The organism is Paracoccus sp. BR5-17 (assembly GCF_055693925.1).
The window spans coordinates 383,405-405,289 of sequence record NZ_JBVFUV010000003.1 but is presented as its reverse complement, the minus strand read 5'-3'; the positions used below and the strand labels follow the sequence as shown (position 1 = coordinate 405,289).

Annotated in this window: 21 protein-coding genes and 1 pseudogene; 20 read left to right on the top strand and 2 right to left on the bottom strand. The window is 67.8% G+C overall.

All coding sequences use genetic code 11. The features are described 5' to 3' along the window. Positions 1 to 3 precede the first annotated feature (3 nt). From ACZ1HC_RS03245 to ACZ1HC_RS03220, 6 genes and pseudogenes are all read left to right on the top strand, one after another. Positions 4 to 369: a hypothetical protein gene (locus tag ACZ1HC_RS03245; RefSeq protein ID WP_472698729.1), complete on the top strand. Its 366-nt coding sequence runs from the start codon at positions 4 to 6 to the stop codon at positions 367 to 369. 87 nt (positions 370 to 456) lie between these two features. Next, positions 457 to 1,557: a carboxynorspermidine decarboxylase gene (gene nspC / locus ACZ1HC_RS03240; protein WP_472698728.1), complete on the top strand. Its 1,101-nt coding sequence runs from the start codon at positions 457 to 459 to the stop codon at positions 1,555 to 1,557. Between the two features lie 35 nt (positions 1,558 to 1,592). Next, the gene (locus tag ACZ1HC_RS03235) at positions 1,593 to 2,819 is read left to right on the top strand and encodes a saccharopine dehydrogenase family protein (protein ID WP_472698727.1); all 1,227 of its coding nucleotides are present in this window, start codon (positions 1,593 to 1,595) and stop codon (positions 2,817 to 2,819) included. Between the two features lie 97 nt (positions 2,820 to 2,916). Further along, positions 2,917 to 3,507 (top strand): annotated as a pseudogene (locus ACZ1HC_RS03230) (AI-2E family transporter); the annotation flags it as partial. A gap of 1 nt (position 3,508) precedes the next feature. After that, the gene (locus ACZ1HC_RS03225) at positions 3,509 to 4,183 is read left to right on the top strand and encodes an AI-2E family transporter (protein ID WP_472700769.1); all 675 of its coding nucleotides are present in this window, start codon (positions 3,509 to 3,511) and stop codon (positions 4,181 to 4,183) included. A gap of 270 nt (positions 4,184 to 4,453) precedes the next feature. Next, on the top strand, positions 4,454 to 6,616 hold the full coding sequence (locus ACZ1HC_RS03220) for a malate synthase G (RefSeq protein WP_472698726.1): 2,163 nt from the start codon (positions 4,454 to 4,456) through the stop codon (positions 6,614 to 6,616). Positions 6,617 to 6,620: 4 nt separating this feature from the next. Here ACZ1HC_RS03220 and ACZ1HC_RS03215 read toward each other — a convergent pair whose 3' ends face one another. Both ACZ1HC_RS03215 and ACZ1HC_RS03210 read right to left on the bottom strand, forming a co-directional pair. Then, on the bottom strand, positions 6,621 to 7,478 hold the full coding sequence (locus ACZ1HC_RS03215) for an alpha/beta fold hydrolase (protein WP_472698725.1): 858 nt from the start codon (positions 7,476 to 7,478) through the stop codon (positions 6,621 to 6,623). 68 nt (positions 7,479 to 7,546) lie between these two features. Beyond that, the gene (locus ACZ1HC_RS03210) at positions 7,547 to 8,773 is read right to left on the bottom strand and encodes an MFS transporter (protein WP_472698724.1); all 1,227 of its coding nucleotides are present in this window, start codon (positions 8,771 to 8,773) and stop codon (positions 7,547 to 7,549) included. 320 nt (positions 8,774 to 9,093) lie between these two features. Between ACZ1HC_RS03210 and cyoA the strand changes: the two genes are divergently transcribed. The 14 genes from cyoA to ACZ1HC_RS03140 all read left to right on the top strand — a co-directional run bounded on the left by cyoA (position 9,094) and on the right by ACZ1HC_RS03140 (position 21,867). Next, a complete protein-coding gene (gene cyoA / locus ACZ1HC_RS03205; RefSeq protein ID WP_472698723.1) occupies positions 9,094 to 10,284 on the top strand; it encodes a ubiquinol oxidase subunit II in 1,191 nt (396 codons plus the stop codon). 9 nt (positions 10,285 to 10,293) lie between these two features. After that, positions 10,294 to 12,300 (top strand): cytochrome o ubiquinol oxidase subunit I, encoded by a 2,007-nt coding sequence (cyoB, locus tag ACZ1HC_RS03200; protein WP_472698722.1) that lies wholly within the window; start codon positions 10,294 to 10,296, stop codon positions 12,298 to 12,300. Positions 12,301 to 12,303: 3 nt separating this feature from the next. Then, positions 12,304 to 12,921 carry a cytochrome o ubiquinol oxidase subunit III gene (cyoC, locus tag ACZ1HC_RS03195; RefSeq protein WP_472698721.1) on the top strand — a complete coding sequence of 206 codons (618 nt, stop codon included), beginning with the start codon at positions 12,304 to 12,306 and terminating at the stop codon, positions 12,919 to 12,921. Further along, positions 12,921 to 13,337 carry a cytochrome o ubiquinol oxidase subunit IV gene (cyoD, locus tag ACZ1HC_RS03190; RefSeq protein WP_472698720.1) on the top strand — a complete coding sequence of 139 codons (417 nt, stop codon included), beginning with the start codon at positions 12,921 to 12,923 and terminating at the stop codon, positions 13,335 to 13,337. Before cyoC ends, cyoD begins: the two co-directional genes overlap by 1 nt. Next, positions 13,334 to 13,531 carry an SURF1 family cytochrome oxidase biogenesis protein gene (locus ACZ1HC_RS03185; protein ID WP_472698719.1) on the top strand — a complete coding sequence of 66 codons (198 nt, stop codon included), beginning with the start codon at positions 13,334 to 13,336 and terminating at the stop codon, positions 13,529 to 13,531. The genes cyoD and ACZ1HC_RS03185 overlap by 4 nt, the downstream gene beginning before the upstream one ends. Before the next feature lie 32 nt (positions 13,532 to 13,563). Beyond that, a complete protein-coding gene (locus ACZ1HC_RS03180; protein WP_472698718.1) occupies positions 13,564 to 14,028 on the top strand; it encodes an SURF1 family protein in 465 nt (154 codons plus the stop codon). A gap of 126 nt (positions 14,029 to 14,154) precedes the next feature. Continuing rightward, positions 14,155 to 15,753 carry an ABC transporter substrate-binding protein gene (locus tag ACZ1HC_RS03175; protein ID WP_472698717.1) on the top strand — a complete coding sequence of 533 codons (1,599 nt, stop codon included), beginning with the start codon at positions 14,155 to 14,157 and terminating at the stop codon, positions 15,751 to 15,753. Positions 15,754 to 15,836: 83 nt separating this feature from the next. Then, positions 15,837 to 16,829 carry an ABC transporter permease gene (locus ACZ1HC_RS03170; RefSeq protein ID WP_472700768.1) on the top strand — a complete coding sequence of 331 codons (993 nt, stop codon included), beginning with the start codon at positions 15,837 to 15,839 and terminating at the stop codon, positions 16,827 to 16,829. Beyond that, entirely contained in the window at positions 16,826 to 17,722 is an 897-nt protein-coding gene (gene nikC / locus ACZ1HC_RS03165; protein ID WP_472698716.1) for a nickel transporter permease, read from the top strand. The genes ACZ1HC_RS03170 and nikC overlap by 4 nt, the downstream gene beginning before the upstream one ends. Further along, the gene (locus ACZ1HC_RS03160; protein WP_472698715.1) at positions 17,719 to 18,597 is read left to right on the top strand and encodes an ABC transporter ATP-binding protein; all 879 of its coding nucleotides are present in this window, start codon (positions 17,719 to 17,721) and stop codon (positions 18,595 to 18,597) included. The genes nikC and ACZ1HC_RS03160 overlap by 4 nt, the downstream gene beginning before the upstream one ends. A 43-nt stretch (positions 18,598 to 18,640) precedes the next feature. Next, the gene (locus ACZ1HC_RS03155; protein ID WP_472698714.1) at positions 18,641 to 19,393 is read left to right on the top strand and encodes an ABC transporter ATP-binding protein; all 753 of its coding nucleotides are present in this window, start codon (positions 18,641 to 18,643) and stop codon (positions 19,391 to 19,393) included. 61 nt (positions 19,394 to 19,454) lie between these two features. Continuing rightward, positions 19,455 to 20,513 (top strand): aldo/keto reductase, encoded by a 1,059-nt coding sequence (locus ACZ1HC_RS03150; RefSeq protein WP_472698713.1) that lies wholly within the window; start codon positions 19,455 to 19,457, stop codon positions 20,511 to 20,513. Between the two features lie 57 nt (positions 20,514 to 20,570). Then, a complete protein-coding gene (locus ACZ1HC_RS03145) occupies positions 20,571 to 21,506 on the top strand; it encodes a DnaJ C-terminal domain-containing protein (RefSeq protein ID WP_472698712.1) in 936 nt (311 codons plus the stop codon). A gap of 1 nt (position 21,507) precedes the next feature. Further along, positions 21,508 to 21,867, top strand: a complete 360-nt coding sequence (locus tag ACZ1HC_RS03140) for a hypothetical protein (RefSeq protein WP_472698711.1) — start codon at positions 21,508 to 21,510, stop codon at positions 21,865 to 21,867. The last annotated feature ends 18 nt before the right edge of the window (positions 21,868 to 21,885 follow it).

Sequence of the window (21,885 nt, the reverse complement as noted above, 5' to 3'; positions counted from 1 at the left end):
GCCATGAGGTTCCAGGATCACGGTCTGTCGGCAGGATGCTGGAGCGGGACCCTGCAAGCCGAGGCGCCGCCCCCGGATCTGTGGCTGGTTCATCGCGGCAAGGCGGTGGCGCAGGCCGCGGTCGTCCATGCCGGGCCGGGCCTGTGGTCGGTGGCGGTCGATCTGCCCGGGACGGTCATCGACCGGGGGGTGCACGGGCTGCTGCTTGTGGCGGGTGATCCCGACCGGCCCGGATCGCCCGTGCTGGCCCGCCTGACGCTGATCGCCGGCAGCGTTGCCGGCGAGGAACTGCTGGCCGAAGTCGCGCAGCTGCGGGCCGAACTGGACCTGGTCAAGCGCGAACTGCGGCGCCTGGGCGCGGGCGGCTGAGCCGCGGGCAGCGCCCGTCACCCTTCCTTGCGAAAGGTCCGGGCGGTGGCTATATCGGCGCTTTCGCTTTCAGCCCACAGGTTTCGCATGGCCGGGATGCAGACGCCCTTCTACCTGATCGACAAGTCCGCCCTGCGCCGCAACATGCAGCAGGTGGCGCGGCTGCGCGAGGCGTCGGGGGCCAGGGCGCTGCTGGCGCTGAAATGCTTTGCCACCTGGTCGGTCTTCGACCTGATGCGCGACTACATGGACGGCACCACCTCGTCGTCGCTGTTCGAGCTGCGCCTGGGCCACGAGGAGTTCGGCAAGGAAACCCATGCCTATTCCGTCGCCTGGGCCGACCACGAGATCGACGAGGCGGTGTCCTATGCCGACAAGATCATCTTCAACAGCCTCTCGCAGCTTGACCGCTTTGCCGACAAGGCGCGCGGGCTGACCACCGGCCTGCGCCTGAACCCGCGCTTTTCCACCAGCGGCTTCGACCTGGCCGACCCCGCCCGGCCCTTCAGCCGCCTGGGCGAATGGGATCCCTCGCGGCTGGAGGCGGCGATGGACCGCATCAGCGGGGTGATGATCCACTACAACTGCGAGAACCGCGACTTCGACCTGTTCGACCGGCAACTGACCCGCATCGAGACCGAGTTCGGCGCGATCCTGCGGCGTCTCGACTGGGTCAGCCTGGGCGGCGGCATCCATTTCACCGCAGAGGGCTATCCGCTCGACCGGCTGGCCGACCGGCTGAAGGCCTTCCAGGACCGCTTCGGCGTGCAGGCCTACCTGGAGCCGGGCGAGGCCAGCATCACCGGCACCGCCACCCTCGAGGTCAGCGTGCTGGACATCATCGACAACGGCAGGCAGGTCGCCATCGTGGACAGCAGCACCGAGGCGCACATGCTGGATCTGCTGATCTACCGCGAAAGCGCCAAGCTGCCCCAGGCGGGGTCGCACGAATACCAGATCGCCGGGAAGACCTGCCTTGCGGGCGACATCTTCGGCGACGCGCGCTTCGACCGGCCGCTGGCCGTGGGCGACCGGATCAGCATCGCCGATGCCGCGGGCTACACGATGGTCAAGAAGAACTGGTTCAACGGCGTGGCCATGCCCGCCATCGCCATCCGCGAGGAGGACGGCACGGTTCGCGCCGTCCGCGGCTTCGGCTACGACGACTACAAATCCAGCCTGTCCTAAGGCGCCCTCTCTGCAACCCCGGAAAGGATCCAGAATTGGCCAAGAAGAACGTCCTCATCATCGGCGCGGGTGGCGTCGCGCAGGTCGTGGCGCACAAGGTGGCGCAATGGGCGGGGGAATTCGGCGATCTGCACATCGCCAACCGCACGCAGGCCAAGGCCGATGCGATCATCCAGACCTTGCGCGACAAGGGCCACGACATGCCCTTCACCAGCCATGCGCTGGACGCGATGGATGCGGGCGCGGTCGAGGCGCTGATCCGGCAGGTCGATGCGGGCATCGTCATCAACGTGGGCACGGCCTTCATCAACATGACCGTTCTGGAAGGCTGCATCCGCACGGGCGCCGCCTATATCGACACCGCCATCCATGAAGATCCCGCCCGGATCTGCGAGACGCCGCCCTGGTACGCGAACTACGAATGGACGCGGCGCGAGGACGTGGCGCGCGCGGGCATCACCGCGATCCTGGGCGCGGGCTTCGATCCCGGCGTCGTGAACGCCTATGCCCGCCTGGCCGAGGATGAATATTTCGACAAGATCGACAGCATCGACATCGTGGACATCAACGCGGGCTCGCACGGGCGGTATTTCGCCACGAACTTCGACCCCGAGATCAACTTCCGCGAGTTCACCGGGACGGTCTATTCCTGGCAGGGCGGTGAATGGCGCACCAACCAGATGTTCGAGGTTGGCCGCGAATGGGATCTGCCGGTCGTCGGCAAGCAGAAGGCCTATCTGTCCGGTCATGACGAGGTCCACAGCCTGTCGGCCCGCTACAAGGACGCCGACGTGCGCTTCTGGATGGGCTTCGGCGATCACTACATCAACGTCTTCACGGTGCTGAAGAACCTGGGGCTTCTGTCCGAACAGCCGGTCAGGACCGCCGAGGGGCAGGAGGTGGTGCCCCTGAAGGTGGTCAAGGCGGTGCTGCCCGATCCGGCCAGCCTGGCGCCCGACTATCAGGGCAAGACCTGCATCGGCGATCTGGTCAAGGGCAGCCTGAACGGCAAGCCGGGCGAGGTCTTCATCTACAATGTCGCCGACCACAAGGACGCCTTTGCCGAGGTCGGCAGCCAGGGCATCAGCTATACGGCGGGCGTGCCCCCGGTCGCGGCGGCGGTGCTGGTCGCGCGCGGCACCTGGGATGTCGGCAGCATGGTGAATGTCGAGGATCTGCCCGCCCGTCCCTTCCTGGAGCTTCTGGGGCAGATGGGTCTGCCCAGCCGCGTGATCGACGCGACCGGCGACCATCCGATCTGATCCGCGCGCCCTGATCCGTGCCGGCCGGGTCGGTGCGATCGGTCGCGGCGGTCTGGAACATCGCAGGCCCGTTCGCGTTCGATCCTGCCGGCGCAGCATGGGGCGGCCGGTGCAGCATCGGGGGACCGCCTTGGCCCAGAAATACAGCTTTCCGCGCTTTCTTCCCGAAGGCAGCGGAGCCAGCGGGCGCGCGGCCAACTGGGCCGTCATCGGCATCTTCCTGATCCTCGCCTTCGCCGCCATCGCCGCCGGGCGCGACTTCCTGATGCCGGTGACGCTGGCGGCGCTGCTGTTCTTCGTCTTCACGCCCCTGCGCCGCCTGGCGCGACGGCGCGGCGTGCCCGACAGCCTGACCGCGACCGTGGTCACGCTTGGCCTGGTCCTGACGGTGGTCCTGATCGGCCTTGTCGCCAGCGGGCCGATCAGCCGCGCGGCCGAGAACCTGCCCACCATCAAGGTCCGGCTGGAGGAGAAGTTCAGCGACCTGCGCGCGTCCTTCCAGGAGCTTCAGCAGGCCGCCGAGGAAATCGAGGACGTCCAGGGCGGCGACGAGACAAGCCCGCAGGAGCCGATCAAGGTCCAGGAGGTCAGCGACAGCCCCCTGACCTCGGCCATGAGGTTCACGCCGCCGATCATCGGCCAGATCGTCCTGACGCTGGTCCTGCTGTTCTTCATGCTGGCCTCGGGCGATCTGCTGTATCTCAAGATCGTGCAGAGCTTCGACACCATGGCCGAAAAGCGCAGCGCCTATCTGGCCCTGCGCCAGATCGAGGATCTCGCTGGGCAACTATCTGGGCGCCATTACCATCATCAATGCGGGGCTGGGGCTGGCGGTCGGGCTGGCCATGTTCGCCTGGGGGATGCCCGGCGCGGTGCTGTTCGGGCTGGGCGCCTTCGTGCTGAACTACATCCCCTATCTGGGCGCGATCGTCGGGGTGGCGGCATCGGGCCTTGTCGCGCTGGTGGTGATGCCCGGCATCTTCTGGCCGCTGATGGTGGCGGGAAGCTACATGCTGCTGACCTCGCTGGAGGGGCAGGTCATCACGCCCTATTTCGTGTCCCGCCGGCTGCAGATGAACACGGTGGTGGTGTTTCTGGCGGTGGCGCTCTGGGCATGGTTGTGGTCGGTGATCGGCATGATCATCGCCGTGCCGGTGCTGGTCGTTCTGCGGGTTCTGGCGGATTATGTCCCCGGCTGGGAAAAGTTCGGCAACTTCCTGGCCGGCGAGGATCCCCCTGCCATCGAGGACGAGGACGAGGACGAGGAGGAGGCCCGCGAGATCGTCGAGGCCGGCAGCGAGGCCGAGGACGAAGCCGCCGCGCGCGAGGTCACGGCCGAGGTGGTCGAGGACAAGAGCCCCTGAAAAAGGGGCCGGGGTTCCGGCAGGTTCCTGCGATGGATGCGCCGGCGCCCGGCGCGCACGCCAGCAGCCCCGCGCCGGCAGGGTTGCGGCGGGCTGGGGCAGGGCCGCGGAAGATCGCCGGAACCGGACGGAACGGCGACCGGACCCCGCCGATGCGGTTTTTCCACCCGTCAGAAAAACTTTTCATTGCGCTTGGAACCGCTGCCCATCTGGCGTAAACGGGTTTTCACAAGCGGCACGCCACCGCGCGCGATCGGAGAGGAGAAGCCCATGACCCAGACCCGCCATCTTCGCCAGCACGGCCTCGAGGTGGCCGAGACCCTGGCCGCCTTCGTCGAGGAGCGGTTGCTGCCCGGCACCGGCGTCGATGCCGACGCCTTCTGGTCGGGCTATGCGGGGCTGCTGCGCGACTTCGCTGCCGAAAACCGCGCCCTGCTGGACCGCCGCGCCGAGTTGCAGGCCCGCATCGACGCCTGGCACAAGGCCCGCGGCAACCAGCCCTGGGACACGGCGGCCTATCGCGCCTTCCTGACCGAGATCGGCTATCTGGTCCCCGAACCGGCGCCTTTCGCCATCGACAACGGCCGCGTCGATCCCGAGATCGCGCAGGTGGCCGGGCCGCAGCTGGTAGTGCCGGTCAGCAACGCGCGCTTCGCGCTGAACGCCGCCAACGCCCGCTGGGGTTCGCTTTATGACGCGCTCTACGGCTCGGACGTGATGGGGCCGCCGCCCGCCGCTGGCGGCATCGACCCCGCCCGCCGCGAGGCGGTGGTCGCCCGCGCCGCGCAGTTCCTGGACGAGACCTTCCCCCTGACCGGCGGCAGCCATGCCGAGGTGACCTCCTATGACGCCGATGCCGGGGGATTCAGGGCGGTCGTCGCGGGCTCTGCCGTCACGCTGCGCGATCCTTCGGCCTATGTCGGGCGCCGGGTCGAGGGCCAGGACAGCGCCCTGGTCCTGCGCCACAACGGCCTGCATGTCGAACTGGTCATCAACCCGGGCCACCCGATCGGCGCGGTCTCGGCATCGGGGCTGCGCGACGTGGTTCTGGAAGCCGCGCTGACCGCCATCCAGGACTGCGAGGACAGCGTGGCCGCCGTGGATGCAGAGGACAAGGTCGCGGTCTATGCAAACTGGCTGGGGCTGATGAAGGGCGACCTTGTCGACAGCTTCGACAAGAACGGCAGGACCATGACCCGCCGTCTAGCCGATGACCGGGTGGTGACGCAGCCCGACGGCAGCACCCTGACCCTGCCGGGCCGGGCGCTGCTGCTGGTGCGCAACGTGGGCCTGCTGATGACCACCGACGCCGTGCGCCTGGACGGCCAGGACACGCCCGAGGGGCTGATGGACGCGATGGTGACGGTCACCGCGGCCCTCCACGACCTGCGAAAGACCGAAGGGCCGCGCAACAGCCGGGTGGGCTCGATCTACGTGGTCAAGCCCAAGATGCACGGACCCGACGAGGCCGCCTTCGCCGACCGCACCTTCGCCCGCGTGGAACGGATCCTGGGCCTGCCCGCCAACACCGTCAAGCTGGGCCTGATGGACGAGGAACGCCGCACCAGCGCCAACCTGGCAGCCTCGATCCACGCGATCCGCAACCGGGTGTTCTTCATCAACACCGGCTTTCTGGACCGCACCGGGGACGAAATCCACACCTTGATGCAGGCGGGCGCCTTCGCGGGGCGCGATGCGACGCGGCGGTCGGGCTGGCTCAAGGCCTATGAGGATCGCAACGTCCTGATCGGCCTGAACTGCGGCCTGCGCGGCCGCGCGCAGATCGGCAAGGGCATGTGGGCCAAGCCCGACGCCCTGGCCGAGATGCTGGGCACCAAGATCGCCCATCCGCAGTCGGGCGCGAACACTGCCTGGGTGCCCAGTCCGACGGCGGCCACGCTGCACGCGCTGCATTACCACATGGTCGATGTGGCGGCGCGCCAGGATGAACTGGAAGGCCAGCCCGTGCCGGATCTGGACGCCCTGCTGACGCCGACCCTGATGGGGGACACGCCCTTGCCGCAGTCCGACATCCTGCGCGAACTGGACAACAGCGCCCAGGGGATCCTGGGCTATGTGGTGCGCTGGGTGGATCAGGGCATCGGCTGTTCCAAGGTGCCCGACATCGACGACGTGCCGCTGATGGAGGATCGCGCCACCTGCCGCATCAGCGCGCAGATCCTGGCGAACTGGCTGGAGCAGGGCCTTGTCAGTCGCGATCAGGTCGAGGACGCGCTGCGCCGCATGGCCGTGAAGGTGGACCAGCAGAACGCGGGCGATCCGAACTATGTGCCGATGGCACCCGGCTTCGACGGCCCCGCCTTCGAGGCGGCGCGGGATCTGGTGCTGACGGGCACCGCGCAGCCCTCGGGCTATACCGAGCCGGTGCTGCACGCGCGCCGGCGCGAGGCCAAGGCGCGGCGCGCGGGCTGAGACCCTAGTCCCGCAGGTGGCTGGCCATGGCGGCCAGCACCTCGGCCGGGCGCTCCTCGGCCAGGAAGTGGCTGGCGTCGATGGCCTGGCCGCGGGCGGTCGGGAACCAGGCCCGCCAGGCCTGCAGCGGATCGACGTGATGGGCCACCACGCCCCTGCCGCCCCACAGGATCAGGCAGGGGATGTCGCTGGTCCGGCCAAGGTCGGCCCGGTCGTGGTCCAGGTCGGTGGTGGCCGCGGCGCGGTAATCGCCGCACCACGCATCCACCACCCCGGGCCCCAGCGCGGCGCGTTCGTATTCCGCCAGGGCGGCCGGGTCGAAGCCGTCGGCGGATCCGGCCAGCCCGGTCAGGACGGATCGCAGGAAGAACACCGGGTCGGCGCCGATCAGCCGCTGCGGCAGGCCGCCCGGCTGGGCCAGGAACGTCCAGTGGTAATAACGCTGCGCCAGCCAGGCATCCATCGTGCGCCACACATCCAGCGTCGGCAGGATGTCCAGCAGCGCCACCGACCGCACCGCGTCGGGATGGTCCAGCACCATCCGGTGCGCGGTCCGCGCGCCGCGGTCATGGGCCACCACCTTGAAGCGCGGATGGCCCAGATGCCCCATCAGCGCCACCTGATCGCGGGCCATCGCGCGGAAGGTGAAGTCCCCGTCATGGCATCGCGAATCGCCGTAGCCGCGCAGATCCGCCAGGACCACCCGGTGGCTGCGCGCCAGATCCGCCGCGATCCCGTGCCACATCGCATGGGTCTGCGGATAACCGTGCAGCAGCAGAAGCGGGTCGCCCCTGCCGCCGATCCGGGCGTGGATCGTGGCCCCCGGCAGCGCAACGTCCACCCTGTCGAAGTCTGCAAACAAGCGATCCCCCGGTCCTCGATGTCCCGGATCATCGTGCATCTGCACGGTGCCGGGTCAAGCCCGCGTTGTCAGCCCTGCTTCTGGAACTCCATCTGCCGCACCAGCCACAGCGCGATGGCGGTGGCGACGGCGCCCGAGAGGAGATACAGGCCAGCCGCGAACAGGCCCAGGGTGGTGGACAGGAACAGCGCCGTCAGCGGCGCCAGCCCCGCCCCGAACAGCCAGGCCAGGGCCGAGGCGAAGGCGGAATCGGTATAACGGTTGCGGCTGTTGAACATCGAGGCCACCGCCCCCGAGGACACGCCGAAGCTGATGCCCAGGATCAGGAAGCCCAGGATCAGGTAGATGCTGACCCCGGTCTTGTCCGCGCTCAGCAGCAGGGGCGCCATCAGGCTGAAGGCGCCGATCCCCAGCGATCCCCACAGCAGCACGCGCCGCCGCCCGAACCAGTCCGACAGATAGCCCGACAGCAGCACCGACCCCAGCCCGAAGACCGCGGCAAGCGCCGTCATGTTCAGGAAGAAGGTCAGCGTCTCGTCGGTATAGAGATAGACCCAGGACAGCGGAAAGACCGTGACCATGTGGAACATCGCGAAGCTGGCCAGCGGCACGAAGGACGCCAGCCAGATCGCCCGCCAGTCCGACCGGAAGGCGGTGCGGATGCGGGTCGGCTGCAGTTCGCGCGTCTCGAAGGCCTCCTGGAACTCGGGCGAGGCGATGATGCGAAGGCGCGCGAACAGCGCCACCACGTTGACCGAGAAGGCGACGAAGAACGGATAGCGCCAGCCCCAGTCCAGGAAATCTTCGGCCGAGAGGTTCGAGACCAGGAAGGAGAACAGCGAGGCCGCGACGATCAGCCCGATCGGCGCGCCAAGCTGCGGCACCATCGCGTAGAAGCCGCGCTTCCGGCGAGGCGCGCTCAGCGCCAGCAGCGACGACAGGCCGTCCCAGCTGCCGCCGATGGCAAGGCCCTGGCCGATCCGCAGCACCGCCATGGCGACGATTGCCCAGTCGCCCAGCACCTCGTAGGACGGCACCAGCCCCATCGCCACCGTGCAGGTGCCCAGCAGGAACAGCGCCAGGGTCAGCTTGGTCACGCGCCCGTGCTTGCGGTCGATGCGCATGAAGATCGCCGTGCCGACGGGGCGGGCGACGAAGGCCAGCAGCACCAGCAGGAAGGACAGCAGCGTGCCGGTCAGCGGATCGGCGAAGGGAAACAGCCGCGCCGGGAACACGATCACCGAGGCGATGGCGAACACGAAGAAATCGAAGAACTCGGACGTGCGCCCGATCACCACGCCCACCGCGATGTCCGAGGGCGTGACGTGGATGTCGTCGGCATCCTTGCCGGCGCTTTGGCCGACGGGGGCTTCTGAATGATGTCACCATTGCGCGAACCACTCCGCAGGGGGCCACAAGGCGTGAAGGGCAGGATGCGCACGGTCCCGCGGGAACCGCGCCGCCGCCGCAAGACATGCCGCAAGCCGCCGGGGATTGATACGCGACAAATTGTCTTATGTTTGATCCAGATCATGGCGGCTATCTGACTGCAAACATCCAGGCGTCGCCGCCGGAACAGCCGCGTGATTCCGGCGCCTACCAGGATCCTGACCGCATGAGACAGTCTCTCGGACATCTTTCGTGGCTTGCGCCCGTCATGCTGCTTGCCGGCTGCGAGGCGGTCGTGCTGGAGCCGTCTGGCGACATCGCCGCCCGGCAGGCGGAACTGCTGGTGCAGTCCACGCTGCTGATGCTGATCATCATCGTCCCGGTGATGGCGCTGACCGTGTGGTTCGCCTGGCGCTACCGGGCGTCGAACCGGCAGGCGACCTATGATCCCGACTGGGACCATTCCACCAAGCTGGAGCTGGTGATCTGGGCGATCCCGCTGCTGATCATCGTCTGCCTGGGCGCGCTGACCTGGGTCGGCACGCATCTTCTGGATCCCTACCGGCCCCTGGACCGCATCGACGCGGAAACCCCTGTCGGCAACGAACAGCCCCTGCAGGTGCAGGTCGTGGCGATGGACTGGAAATGGCTGTTCATCTATCCCGAACAGGGCGTCGCCTCGGTCAACGAACTGGTCGTGCCGGTGGACCGGCCGGTGGAGTTCACGCTGACCTCGACCTCGGTCATGAACGCCTTCTACATCCCGGCGATGGCGGGGATGATCTATGCCATGCCGGGGATGCAGACGACGCTGCACGGGGTCTTCAACGAGGCGGGCGAATATCAGGGCCTGGCCTCGCATTATTCCGGCGCGGGCTTTTCGGGGATGCGCTTCAGGGCCCATGCGGTCGATGGCGCCGGCTTCGACGGCTGGCTTGCCCGGGTAGCCGACAGCGGCGGGACCCTGGACCGCGCCCGCTACCTTGAACTCGAGGAACCCAGCGAGAACGTTCCCCCGATGGCCTTCGCCCGGGTCGATCCGCAACTGTTCAGCCGCGTGGTGAACATGTGCGTCGAGCAGGGCCGCATGTGCATGGCCGAGATGATGGCCTATGACGCGCAGGGCGGGCTGGGCCTGCCGGGCATCGCCAACGTCGCCGCCCTGGCCGAACCCGGCCGCGGCACCCCGCGCCCGGTGCTGGGTCTGCCGCCCTTCCAGGTCACCGGCATCTGCACGGTCGAGGAACTGGATGAGATGCTGGCCTATGCCGATCAGGACGATCGTCCCGCCCCCCGCGACCTGACCCCGATGCGCGGGCAGGGGCTTCAGCCGCCGCAGGGCATCCTGGGCCGCAACCTGATCCCGAACCAGGTGACCCAGGCCGCGCCGCCGGCCGGGGCCGACCAGAATCTGTAGAGGCCGACGATGGCTGTACCCTCCGACATCCAAACCACCTTCCTGCTGGGGCGCCTGGACTGGAACGCGATCCCGCAGGATCCGATCGTCTGGGCCACCGGTGTCGTGGTCGGCATCGGCGGCATCGCGATGCTCTGGATGCTGCACAGGTACCGGCTTTGGGGCTATCTGTGGCATGAATGGTTCACCACCGTCGATCACAAGAGGATCGGCATCATGTACATGGTGCTGGCATTCATCATGTTCGTGCGCGGCTTTGCCGACGCGATCATGATGCGGCTTCAGCAGGTCATGGCCTTCGGCGGATCCGAAGGCTATCTGAATGCCCATCATTACGACCAGATCTTCTCGGCCCACGGCGTCATCATGATCTTCTTCGTGGCGATGCCCTTCATCACCGGGCTGATGAACTATGTGGTGCCGCTGCAGATCGGCGCCCGCGACGTGTCCTTCCCGTTCCTGAACAACCTGTCGTTCTGGATGACCGCGGGCGGTGCCATCCTGGTGATGATGTCGCTGTTCGTGGGCGAGTTCGCGCAGACCGGCTGGCTGGCCTTCCCGCCGCTATCGGGGCTTGGCTACAGCCCCTATGTGGGCGTGGACTACTATATCTGGGGGCTGCAGATCGCCGGCGTGGGCACCACGCTGTCGGGCATCAACCTGCTGGTGACCATCGTCAAGATGCGCTCGCCCGGCATGACGATGATGCGGATGCCGATCTTCACCTGGACCTCGCTGTGCACGAACGTCCTGATCGTGGCGTCCTTCCCGGTGCTGACGGCGACCCTGGTCCTGCTGACGCTGGACCGCTATGTCGGCACCAATTTCTTCACCAACGATCTTGGCGGCAACGCCATGATGTATGTGAACCTGATCTGGATCTGGGGCCACCCCGAGGTCTATATCCTGATCCTGCCGCTGTTCGGCGTCTATTCCGAGGTGGTGGCGACCTTCACCGGAAAGCGGCTGTTCGGATACACCTCGATGGTCTATGCGACGGTCTGCATCACCATCCTGTCCTATCTGGTCTGGCTGCACCACTTCTTCACGATGGGGTCGGGGGCGTCGGTGAACTCGTTCTTCGGGATCACCACCATGATCATCTCGGTGCCCACGGGGGCGAAGATCTTCAACTGGCTGTTCACCATGTATCGCAGCCGCATCCGCTTCGAGCTGCCGATGATGTGGACCATCGCCTTCATGCTGACCTTCGTGATCGGCGGCATGACGGGGGTGCTGCTGGCCGTGCCGCCCGCCGACTTCGTGCTGCACAACTCGCTGTTCCTGGTGGCGCATTTCCACAACGTCATCATCGGCGGGGTGCTGTTCGGGCTGTTCGCGGCGATCTATTACTGGTGGCCCAAGGCCTTCGGCTTCCGGCTGGAGCCGTTCTGGGGCAAGGTCAGCTTCTGGTTCTGGGTGGTGGGCTTCTGGGTGGCCTTCGCGCCGCTCTATGTCCTGGGCCTGATGGGCGTGACGCGGCGGATGCGGGTCTTCGACGATCCCAGCCTGCAGATCTGGTTCGCCATCGCCGCCCTAGGCGCGGTCCTGATCGCCGTCGGCATCGCCGCCATGTTCATCCAGTTCGGCGTCTCGATCGCGCGGCGCGACCGGCTGCGCGACGACATCGGCGATCCCTGGGACGGGCGCACGCTGGAATGGGCGACATCCTCGCCCCCGCCCGCCTACAACTTCGCCTTCACCCCGGTCAGCCACGGGCTGGACACCTGGTGGGACATGAAGCGCCACGGCCAGACCCGGCCGCGCGCGGCCTACGTGCCGATCCACATGCCGCGCAACACCGGCTCGGGCGTCATCATCGCGGCGCTGTCCACGATTTGCGGCTTTGCCCTGGTCTGGTACATCTGGTGGCTGGCGGCGCTGTCCTTCGCGGGCATCGTGATCGCCGCGGTCCTGCACACGTTCAACTATGCCCGCGACTATCACATCCCGGCCGAGGAGGTCCGCGCCACGGAAGACGCGCACGACCGCCGGCTGGCAAGCGCAGGGGCCTGATCCATGAGCAGCGTCACCCAGGCCGCGCCCGGCAACTACTGGGACGTCGAGCCGCATCACCACCCCGAGGGCCTCTCGACCAGCATCGGGTTCTGGATCTACCTGATGAGCGACTGCCTGATGTTCGCGGTGCTCTTCGCGGTCTTCGGCGTCCTGGGCGGCAGCTATGCCGCCGGTCCGGGGCCGAAGGATCTGTTCGATCTGGAACTGGTGGCGCTGAACACCGCCTTCCTGCTGCTGTCCTCGATCACCTACGGCTTCGCCATGCTGGCGATGGTCAGGGACAATGCGCGCGGCACGCTGATGTGGCTGGGGATCACGCTGGTCTTCGGCCTGGCTTTCCTGGCCGTCGAGATCTACGAGTTCCAGCACCTGATCCACCTGGGCGCCGGGCCGCAGCGGTCGGCCTTCCTGTCGGCCTTCTTCGCGCTTGTGGGCACGCACGGGCTGCACGTGGCCTTCGGCTGTCTGTGGCTGGTCACGCTGATGATCCAGATCCGCCAGCGCGGCCTGATCGACGCCAACCGCCGCCGCCTGTCCTGCCTGTCGATGTTCTGGCACTTCCTGGACGTCATCTGGATCGGCGTCTTCACCTTCGTCTATCTGCTGGGGATGATCTGATGAGTTCGATCGAAGCCCAAGGCGACAAGCACCGCGCGCAGCGGCGGGCTGAGGCGCACGAGGATCATCACGACGGCGGCCACGACCACGGCAGCGTAAGGTCCTACCTGACGGGCTTCGTCCTCTCGGCGGTCCTGACGGCGATCCCCTTCGCCATCGTCATGGCGGGGGGCTTCGAAAGCCGCTTCCTGACCGCCGCCGTGGTGGTGGGCATGGCCTTGGCGCAGATCCTGGTCCACATGGTCTATTTCCTGCACATGAACGCGCGCAGCGACGAAGGCTGGACCATGATGGCGCTGATCTTCACGGTGGTGATCCTGGTGATCGTCCTGGCCGGCTCGCTGTGGGTCATGTACAACATGAACACCAACATGATGCCCCAGATGAACCACGAGGCCCTGGGCCTGGGGTCGTGACCGTGTCTCGTCGCGCCGCAGCACTGCCCGCTGCCCTGCTGGTCACGGCGGGGATCGCGTTCCTGATCCTGATGGGCCTGGGCATCTGGCAGGTGCAGCGGCTGGCCTGGAAGACCGACCTGATCGCCCGCGTCGATGCCCGCGTCGCGGCCGCGCCGGTTCCCGCGCCACCCCCGGCGACTGGGCGGGGCTGAGCCGGGATGACGCCGAATACCGGCGCGTCGCCGTGCAGGGGGAATACCTGCCCGGCAGCGATGTGCTGGTGCAGGCCGTCACCGAACGCGGGGCGGGGTTCTGGGTGATGACGCCCCTGATGACCGACCAGGGCTGGACGGTGCTGGTCAACAGGGGCTTCGTCGCCGCGGACCGGCGCGACGATCGGCCCCTGCCGCCCGGCCCGCAGACCGTGACCGGCCTGCTGCGGATGTCGCAGCCCGACGGCGCCTTCCTGCGCGCCAACGACCCGGCGGCGGGCCGCTGGTATTCGCGCGACACGCGGGCCATCGCCGCCAGCCTGGGCCTGCCCCAAGCCGCGCCCTACTTCATCGACGCCGACCGCAGCGGCGATGGCCAGCCGGTCGGCGGCCTGACCGTGATCGCCTTCCGCAACCCGCATCTGACCTATGCGCTGACCTGGTTCGTGATGGCGGGCGGCCTGCTGGTCCTGACCGCCTGCGCCATCAGACGCTAGGCGGCCGGATTTCCCGGGCCAGACCCGGGCGCGACCCATCAGGGCCTTGCCACATGTGCCGCCTTGGGTCACGCTGCCTGTCATGCAACCCCGCCACGACGCGGGGACGAACGACAGGGAAGCATCATGAAACACCTTCTGACCCCGCGCGCGATCCTGCTGGCATCAGCCTTGGCCTTTGCGCCCGCGGCATATGCCGAAACGCCCGCCGACACGCTGGTGGTGGCCGCTGCCATCGACGACATCATCAGCCTCGATCCGGCCCAGAGCTTCGAGTTCTCGGGCAACGACGTGAACCAGAACACCTACGACCGGCTGGTGGATTTCGACCCGCTGGACATGGAGGCGGGCTTCAAGCCCTCGCTTGCCGAAAGCTGGCAGGTGGCCCCCGACGGCATGTCCATCACCTTCACCATGCGCGACGGCGTGACCTTCCATTCGGGCAACCCCGTCCGGGCCGAGGATGCGGCCTGGTCGCTGCAGCGCGCGGTGATCCTGAACAAGACCCCCGCTTTCATCCTGACGCAGTTCGGCTTCACCCCCGAGAACGTCGAGGAAAAGATCACCTTCGACGACACCACCCTGACGCTGCATCTGGACAAGCCCTACGCGCCGACCTTCGTGCTGAACTGCCTGACCGCCAACATCGCCAGCGTGGTGGACAAGGAAACCGTCATGGCCAATGCCCAGGACGAGGATCTGGGCAACACCTGGCTGAACACCAACGAGGCGGGCTCGGGTCCCTATATCCTGGCCGGCTGGCGTCCGAACGAGGCCGTGCAGTTGACGGCCTACGAGGACTATTTCCAAGGCGCCCCCGCGATGAAGCGCGTGGTGGTCCGCAACGTCGCCGAATCCAGCGCGCAGCGCCTGCTGCTGGAACAGGGTGACATCGACGCCGCCCGCAACCTGTCGCCCACGGACGTGGAATCGGTGGCCGCGGTCGAGGGCGTGAAGATCCAGGACGAGCCGCGCGGCCGGATCCTGTATATGGGCCTGAACCAGAAGGACCCGGTGCTGTCCAATCCCCAGGTGGTCGAGGCGATGAAGTACCTGGTCGATTACGACGGGATCGCGAACAGTTTCCTCAAGGGCACCTTCGTGCCCCATCAGTCCTTCCTGCCCAAGGGGTATCTGGGCGCTCTTGAGGACATGCCCTGGACGCTTGACGTGGCCAAGGCCAAGGCGCTGATCGACGAGGCCGGGATGTCCGGCAAGACCATCGTCACCAAGGTCCGCGACCTGCGCGAATATCTGGACGTGGCCCAGGCCCTGCAGGCCTCGATGGCCGAGGCCGGCCTGACGCTGGAGATCCAGCAGATGACCGGCGCGCAGGTGCTGGACGCCTATCGCGCCCGCGACGTGCCGGTGTTCATCGGCGAATGGGGGCCGGACTATTCCGACCCGAACACCAACGCCTCGACCTTCGCCTATAATCCCGACAACAGCGACGAGGCGCAGGCGACCGGCCTTCTGGCCTGGCGCAACGCCTATGCCGTCCCGCAGGAGATGAACGAGGCCACCGTGGCCGCCACCCTGGAACAGGACGCCGAGAAGCGCGCCCAGATGTACCAGGACATCCAGAGGCAGTATCAGGCCGAGGCGCCGATCGTGCCGCTGTTCCAGCGGGTCGAGAATACCGGCCTGCGCGAGACCGTGCAGAACTGGAACTCGGGCGGGGCGGTGACCTCGGTCATGTATCGGCAGGTGACGAAGGGCGAATAGGGCTTGGCCGTCTCGGATACCGGCGGGGGGCGGCGACGCCCTCCGACGGCCGCGCCGCCGCCCGCCGGCGCCGCGCCCGCAGCATCGCGGGCACGATCCTGTCGCTGCTGCTGACCCTGCTGGGCCTGCTGCTGGTGACCTTCATCATCGGACGCGTCATGCCCATCGACCCGGTCCTGAAGGTCGTGGGCGACCGCGCAAGCCAGGCGCAATACGACGCGGTCTATCAGGCCATGGGGCTTGACCGGCCGATCTACGTCCAGTTCGCGCGTTATCTGGGCGACGTGCTGACCGGGGACTTCGGGCGGTCGATCTCGACCGGGCAGCCGGTCGTCGAGGACATCCTGCGGGTCTTTCCCGCCACCGTCGAACTGGCGACGCTGGGCACCCTGATCGGCGTGCTGATCGGCGTGCCCCTGGGGGTGATCGCCGCCGCTCGGCGGGGCGGGATCGTCGATCAGGTGGCGCGCGTGGTGGCGCTGGTCGGCTATTCCATGCCGATCTTCTGGCTGGGGCTGATGGGGCTTTTGGTCTTCTACGGAATCCTGGGCTGGGTGGGCGGACCGGGGCGGCAGGGGATCATCTATGACGGGATGGTGCCCACCGTGACCGGCCTGATCCTGGTCGATTCGCTGATCGCGGGCGACTGGGCGGCCTTCAGGGACGCCTTCAGCCACATCATCCTGCCCGCCGGCCTGCTGGGCTATTTCAGCCTGGCCTATATCAGCCGGATGACCCGCAGCTTCATGCTGGAACAGCTGTCGGCCGAATACATCACCACCGCGCGCGTGAAGGGCCTGTCGGAACGCGCGGTGATCTGGCGCCACGCCTTCCGCAACATCCGGATCCCGCTGGTCACCGTCATCGCCCTGTCCTTCGGGTCGCTGCTGGAAGGATCGGTCCTGACCGAGATCATCTTCTCGTGGCCCGGTCTTGGCCAGTACATCACCAAGGCGCTGCTGGCCGGCGACATGAACGCGGTCCTGGGCGGCACCGTCGTGGTGGGCACCTGCTTCGTGGTGCTGAACCTGCTCAGCGACATCCTCTACCGCGTCCTGGATCCGAGGTCGAGATGAACCGCGCATGGCTTCTTTCCGACGCCCCGCAGACCCGCAGGCAAGCGCGGCTTGGCGCGCTCTATCAGGGCTGGCTGACCTTCCGGGGCAACAGGCTGGCGATGCTGGGACTGATCGTGCTGGTGGTGCTGATCGGCGTGGCGGTGCTGGCGCCGTGGATCGCGCCGCAAAGCCCCTTCGCCCAGGATCTGGCCGGACGGCTGCAGCCGCCCTCGGCGGAACACTGGCTGGGCACCGACCATCTGGGCCGGGACATCCTGTCGCGGCTGATCCATGGTTCCCGCATCACGCTGTTCATCGTCGGGACGGTGGCGCTGATCGCCCCGATCATCGGGCTGTTCATCGGCACGGTGGCGGGCTTCGCGGGCGGCTGGGTCGATCAGGTGCTGATGCGCCTCACCGACATCTTCCTGGCCTTTCCCAAGCTGATCCTGGCCCTGGCCTTCGTCGCGGCCCTGGGCGCCAGCATCGGCAACGCGGTCCTGGCGCTGGCCCTGACGGCATGGCCGCCCTATGCGCGCCTGGCGCGGGCGGAAACCCTGACCATCCGCAATGCCGACTTCATCGCCGCCGCGCGCCTGCAGGGGGCCGGGCCGCTGCGGCTGCTGGTCCGGCACATCTGGCCGCTCTGCGTGTCGTCGCTGATCGTGCGGGTTGCGCTGGACATGGCGGGGATCATCCTGTCCGCGGCGGGACTGGGCTTTCTCGGCCTCGGCGCGCAGCCGCCGATGCCGGAATGGGGGGCGATGATTTCCGACGGCCGGACCTATATCCTGGACTTCTGGTGGGTCGCCGCCATGCCGGGGATCGCGATCTTCATCGTCTCGATGGCCTTCAACCTGCTGGGCGACGGCTTGCGCGACGTGCTGGATCCGAAGGGGGCCAAGGAATGACGCTGCTCTCGGTGCGCAACCTGCGAGTAAGCTTCCCGACCCGCCAGGGCAGCTTCGAGGCCGTGCGCGGCGTCGGCTTCGACCTGGGCCGCGAACGGCTGGGCGTGGTGGGCGAATCCGGCTCGGGCAAGTCGATGACCGGCCGCGCCATCCTGGGCCTTGTCCGCCCGCCCGGTCGCGTCACCGCCGACCTGATGGAGCTTGAGGGCCAGTCGATCCTGAACCTGCCCGAACGGCGGATGCGCCGGATCCGGGGCAGGCGGATCAGCATGGTGATGCAGGATCCCAAGTTCAGCCTGAACCCGGTCATGACCATCGGCGACCAGATCGTCGAGGCCTACCGCCTGCACGCGGGCGGCAACCGGGCCGCTGCCCGTCAGAAGGCGCTCGACATGCTGGCCGCCGTGCAGATCCGCGACCCGGAACGCGTGATGGGCACCTATCCGCACGAAGTCTCGGGCGGCATGGGCCAGCGCATCATGATCGCCATGATGCTGGCCCCCGACCCCGACATCCTGATCGCGGACGAACCCACCAGTGCGCTGGATGTGTCGGTGCGGACCGAGGTGCTGAACATCATGGATCGGCTGGTGCGCGACCGCGGCATGGGCCTGATCTTCATCAGCCACGACCTGAACCTGGTCGCGCAGTTCTGCGACCGGGTGCTGATCATGTATGCCGGCCGGATCGTCGAGACGCTGGCCGCGAAGGATCTGCACGACGCCCGCCACCCCTATACGCGGGGCCTGCTGCACAGCCTGCCGCGCCTGGACGCCCCCCAGGACCGCCTGCCGGTCCTGCAGCGCGAGGAAAGCTGGCGCGAGGACGACGCGATCATGCAAAGCCTGGAAAGCCAGCTTCCGGGTGGCCTCTGATGCTTCTTCTTTGTCCAAGTACCCCCCTGCGACGGTGCCGCCCATGCTGAGGGTCGATCATCTGGACGTCTGGTTCGGCCACGCTCCCGACCGGGTGGACGCGGTCAGGGACGCCAGCTTCGCCGTCGCCCAAGGCGAAAGCTTCGGCCTGGTGGGCGAATCGGGGTCCGGCAAGTCCACCATCCTGCGTGCCATCGCCGGGCTGATCGACAGCTGGTCCGGGACCATCGAGGTGGCGGGCCAGCCCCTGGCCGCGCGGCGGCGCGACCGGGCCTTCTACAAGACCGTGCAGATGGTCTTCCAGGATCCCTATGCCAGCCTGCACCCGCGCCATTCGGTCGATGCGGTGCTGTCGGAAACCCTGCGGCTGCAGGGCATGGACGACATCGACCGTCGCATCGCGCGGCTTCTGGACGACGTGGGCCTGGGCGGGGGCTTCCGTTTCCGCTATCCGCACCAGCTGTCGGGCGGGCAGCGCCAGCGGGTCGCCATCGCGCGCGCACTGGCCGCCGAACCCCGCCTGCTGCTGCTGGACGAGCCGACAAGCGCGCTCGACGTCAGCGTGCAGGCGGAGATCCTGAACCTGCTGGCCGATCTGCGCGCCGAACACGGGCTGACCTACGTGATGGTCAGCCACGACCTGGCGGTGGTGGGCCATATGTGCGACCGGCTGGCCGTCATGCAGGCCGGCCGCATCGTCGAGGTGATGGAGGTCCAGGCCCTGCGCCAGGGCACCGCCCGGCAGGACTATACCCGCCATCTCATCGCCGCGTCGCAGGGCTACGCCCGCGCCTGACCGGCTTGCGTCCCGCAGGCCTGCCGCTAAGTTGCCCCGGCAGCAGCGAAAGGGAAGCGGCATGAGGCGGGTGACACTGGGCGGCAGCGATATCGAGGTCAGCGCGATCTGCCTGGGCACGATGACCTTCGGCAACCAGACCCCCGAAGCCGAGGGTCATGCCCAGATGGACCGCGCCCTGGAGGCGGGCATCACCTTCCTGGACACCGCCGAGATGTATCCGGTCAACCCCGTCCGGCGCGACACCATCGGCCTGACGGAAACCATCATCGGGAACTGGATCGCCCGGCGGGCCAACCGCGACCGGCTCCAGATCGCCACCAAGATCACCGGCCCCAGCCAGATGGTCCGCGACAACGCCCCCTTCGACGGCGCCACCGTCGCCCGGGCGCTGGACGCCTCGCTGAAGCGGCTGCGGACCGACCGCATCGACCTCTACCAGATGCACTGGCCGGTGCGCGGCAGCTATGCCTTCCGCCAGAACTGGAGCTACGATCCCTCGACGCAGTCGAAACAGCAGACCCTGGATCACATGGCCGATGTTCTGGGGGCGCTGTCGGCGGCGCGGAAGGCGGGAAAGATCCGCGCCTTCGGCCTGTCGAACGACAGCGCCTGGGGCCTGACCCGCTGGTGCGACATGGCCGGCCGGATCGGTGGCCCGCCCCTGGCCTCGATCCAGAACGAATACTCGCTGCTCCATCGCCTCTTCGATACCGATCTGGCCGAGGCCGCCGTCAACGAGGACGTGACGCTGCTGGCCTATTCGCCCCTGGCCGCCGGCCTGCTGTCGGGCAAGTATGCGGGCGGCGCGCTGCCCCAGGGCAGCCGCGCTGCGGTGGACAAGGCCGCGGGCGGGCAGGGCAACCTGGGCGGGCGCAAGACCGCGCGCAGCCTGGCCGCGACCCAGGCCTATCACGCGCTGGCGGCCGAACATGGCTGGGATCCGATTCACATGGCCATCGCCTGGCAATCGACCCGGCCCTTCAAGGTCGTCCCGATCATCGGCGCCACCCGGATGGACCAGCTCGACCACCTGCTGGCGGGCCTGGGCAAGGCCTTGCCCGACGATCTGCGCAAGGCAATCGACCGGCTGCACAGGCAGCATCCGCTGCCCTATTGATGAAACCGCGATGCCGCCTATGTTCTTGAACACAGGCGACGATTTGGGGGAATGGTGATGGCTGGCGATCCGTATGAAGCCTTGGGGGTGACGAAATCGGCAACCGATGCCGAGATCAAGAAGGCCTATCGCCGGATCGCCAAGTCGGACCATCCAGACCTCAATCCCGATCCGGCGGCGACGGCGCGCTTCAAGGCCGCATCCGCCGCCTACGACCTGCTGAAGGATCCCGAACAGCGCCGCCGCTTCGATGCCGGCGAGATCGACGCCCAGGGCCAGGAACGCCCGCAGCGCCGCGCCTGGCGCGACCATGCCGAGGCCGCCGGCAGCCCCTATGCCCGCAGCTACGGCTTCGAGAGCGATCCGGATCTGTCGGATGTCTTTTCCGACCTGTTCGGGCGGCGCGGCTTCGGCGGCTTCGGCCGCGGCGGCGGCGCGGACGAGATGCGCGACTTCCACATGCGCGGCCAGGATTACCGCTTTTCCCTTCAGGTGGATTTCCTGACCGCCGCGCGCGGCGGCAAGACCCGCATCACCCTGCCCGAGGGCGGCGATCTGGAGGTCACCATCCCCCGGGGCGTGCGGGACGGCCAGACCATCCGGCTGAAGGGCAAGGGCGGACCCGGGCTGGGCCAGGGCGGCCCGGGCGACGCCTATCTGACGATCAGCGTGGCCCCCCATCCCGACTTCCGGCGCGAGGGCGACGACATCCTGCTGACCCTGCCCATCAGCCTCGACGAGGCGGTTCTGGGCGGCAAGGTCACCGTCCCCACCATCGACGGCCCCGTCAGCGTGACCATCCCCAAGGGGGCCAGCACCGGCCAGAAGCTGCGGCTGCGGGGTCGGGGGATCAACGGCGGCGATCAGCAGGTCGAACTGAAGATCGTCATGCCGCCCAGGGTGGACGAGGATCTGGCCCGCTTCATGGAAAACTGGCGCAAGGGCCACGGCTATGATCCGCGGGCCGGGATGATGGGGAACGGGGGGAAGTAGCATGACCCGCAGTTTTTCTGAAACCGAAGTGATCGCGATCCTGGGCGACCTGGACGCGCGGCGTCTGACGGCCCTGGTCGCGGCCCGGGTGGTCAGCCCTGCCATGACGCCCCGGGGGCCCCTGTTCAGCGAGGCGGATCTGGCGCGGCTGCAACTGCTGTGCGACCTGTCCGACGCCTACGATCTTCCCGACGACGCCCTGGCGATGGTGATGTCGCTGATCGACCAGTTGAACACCGTCCGCGCCGACATGCGCGCGCTGATCCAGGCCGTCGCCACCGAACCCGACGAGGTGCGCGGCCGGATCCGCCAGACCGTGCGCCGGCTGCGGATCGTGACGCGGGAACGGGACGACGCCTGATCGCCCGCGCCGGCGCCA

Excerpts from the sequence above, each read along its gene's own strand:
- ACZ1HC_RS03245 (WP_472698729.1), top strand. The coding sequence starts at position 4 with ATGAGGTTCCAGGATCACGGTCTGTCGGCAGGATGCTGGAGCGGGACC.
- nspC (WP_472698728.1), top strand. The coding sequence starts at position 457 with ATGGCCGGGATGCAGACGCCCTTCTACCTGATCGACAAGTCCGCCCTG.
- ACZ1HC_RS03220 (WP_472698726.1), top strand. The coding sequence starts at position 4,454 with ATGACCCAGACCCGCCATCTTCGCCAGCACGGCCTCGAGGTGGCCGAG.
- cyoA (WP_472698723.1), top strand. The coding sequence starts at position 9,094 with ATGAGACAGTCTCTCGGACATCTTTCGTGGCTTGCGCCCGTCATGCTG.
- cyoB (WP_472698722.1), top strand. The coding sequence starts at position 10,294 with ATGGCTGTACCCTCCGACATCCAAACCACCTTCCTGCTGGGGCGCCTG.
- cyoC (WP_472698721.1), top strand. The coding sequence starts at position 12,304 with ATGAGCAGCGTCACCCAGGCCGCGCCCGGCAACTACTGGGACGTCGAG.
- cyoD (WP_472698720.1), top strand. The coding sequence starts at position 12,921 with ATGAGTTCGATCGAAGCCCAAGGCGACAAGCACCGCGCGCAGCGGCGG.
- ACZ1HC_RS03175 (WP_472698717.1), top strand. The coding sequence starts at position 14,155 with ATGAAACACCTTCTGACCCCGCGCGCGATCCTGCTGGCATCAGCCTTG.
- nikC (WP_472698716.1), top strand. The coding sequence starts at position 16,826 with ATGAACCGCGCATGGCTTCTTTCCGACGCCCCGCAGACCCGCAGGCAA.
- ACZ1HC_RS03160 (WP_472698715.1), top strand. The coding sequence starts at position 17,719 with ATGACGCTGCTCTCGGTGCGCAACCTGCGAGTAAGCTTCCCGACCCGC.
- ACZ1HC_RS03155 (WP_472698714.1), top strand. The coding sequence starts at position 18,641 with ATGCTGAGGGTCGATCATCTGGACGTCTGGTTCGGCCACGCTCCCGAC.
- ACZ1HC_RS03150 (WP_472698713.1), top strand. The coding sequence starts at position 19,455 with ATGAGGCGGGTGACACTGGGCGGCAGCGATATCGAGGTCAGCGCGATC.
- ACZ1HC_RS03145 (WP_472698712.1), top strand. The coding sequence starts at position 20,571 with ATGGCTGGCGATCCGTATGAAGCCTTGGGGGTGACGAAATCGGCAACC.
- ACZ1HC_RS03140 (WP_472698711.1), top strand. The coding sequence starts at position 21,508 with ATGACCCGCAGTTTTTCTGAAACCGAAGTGATCGCGATCCTGGGCGAC.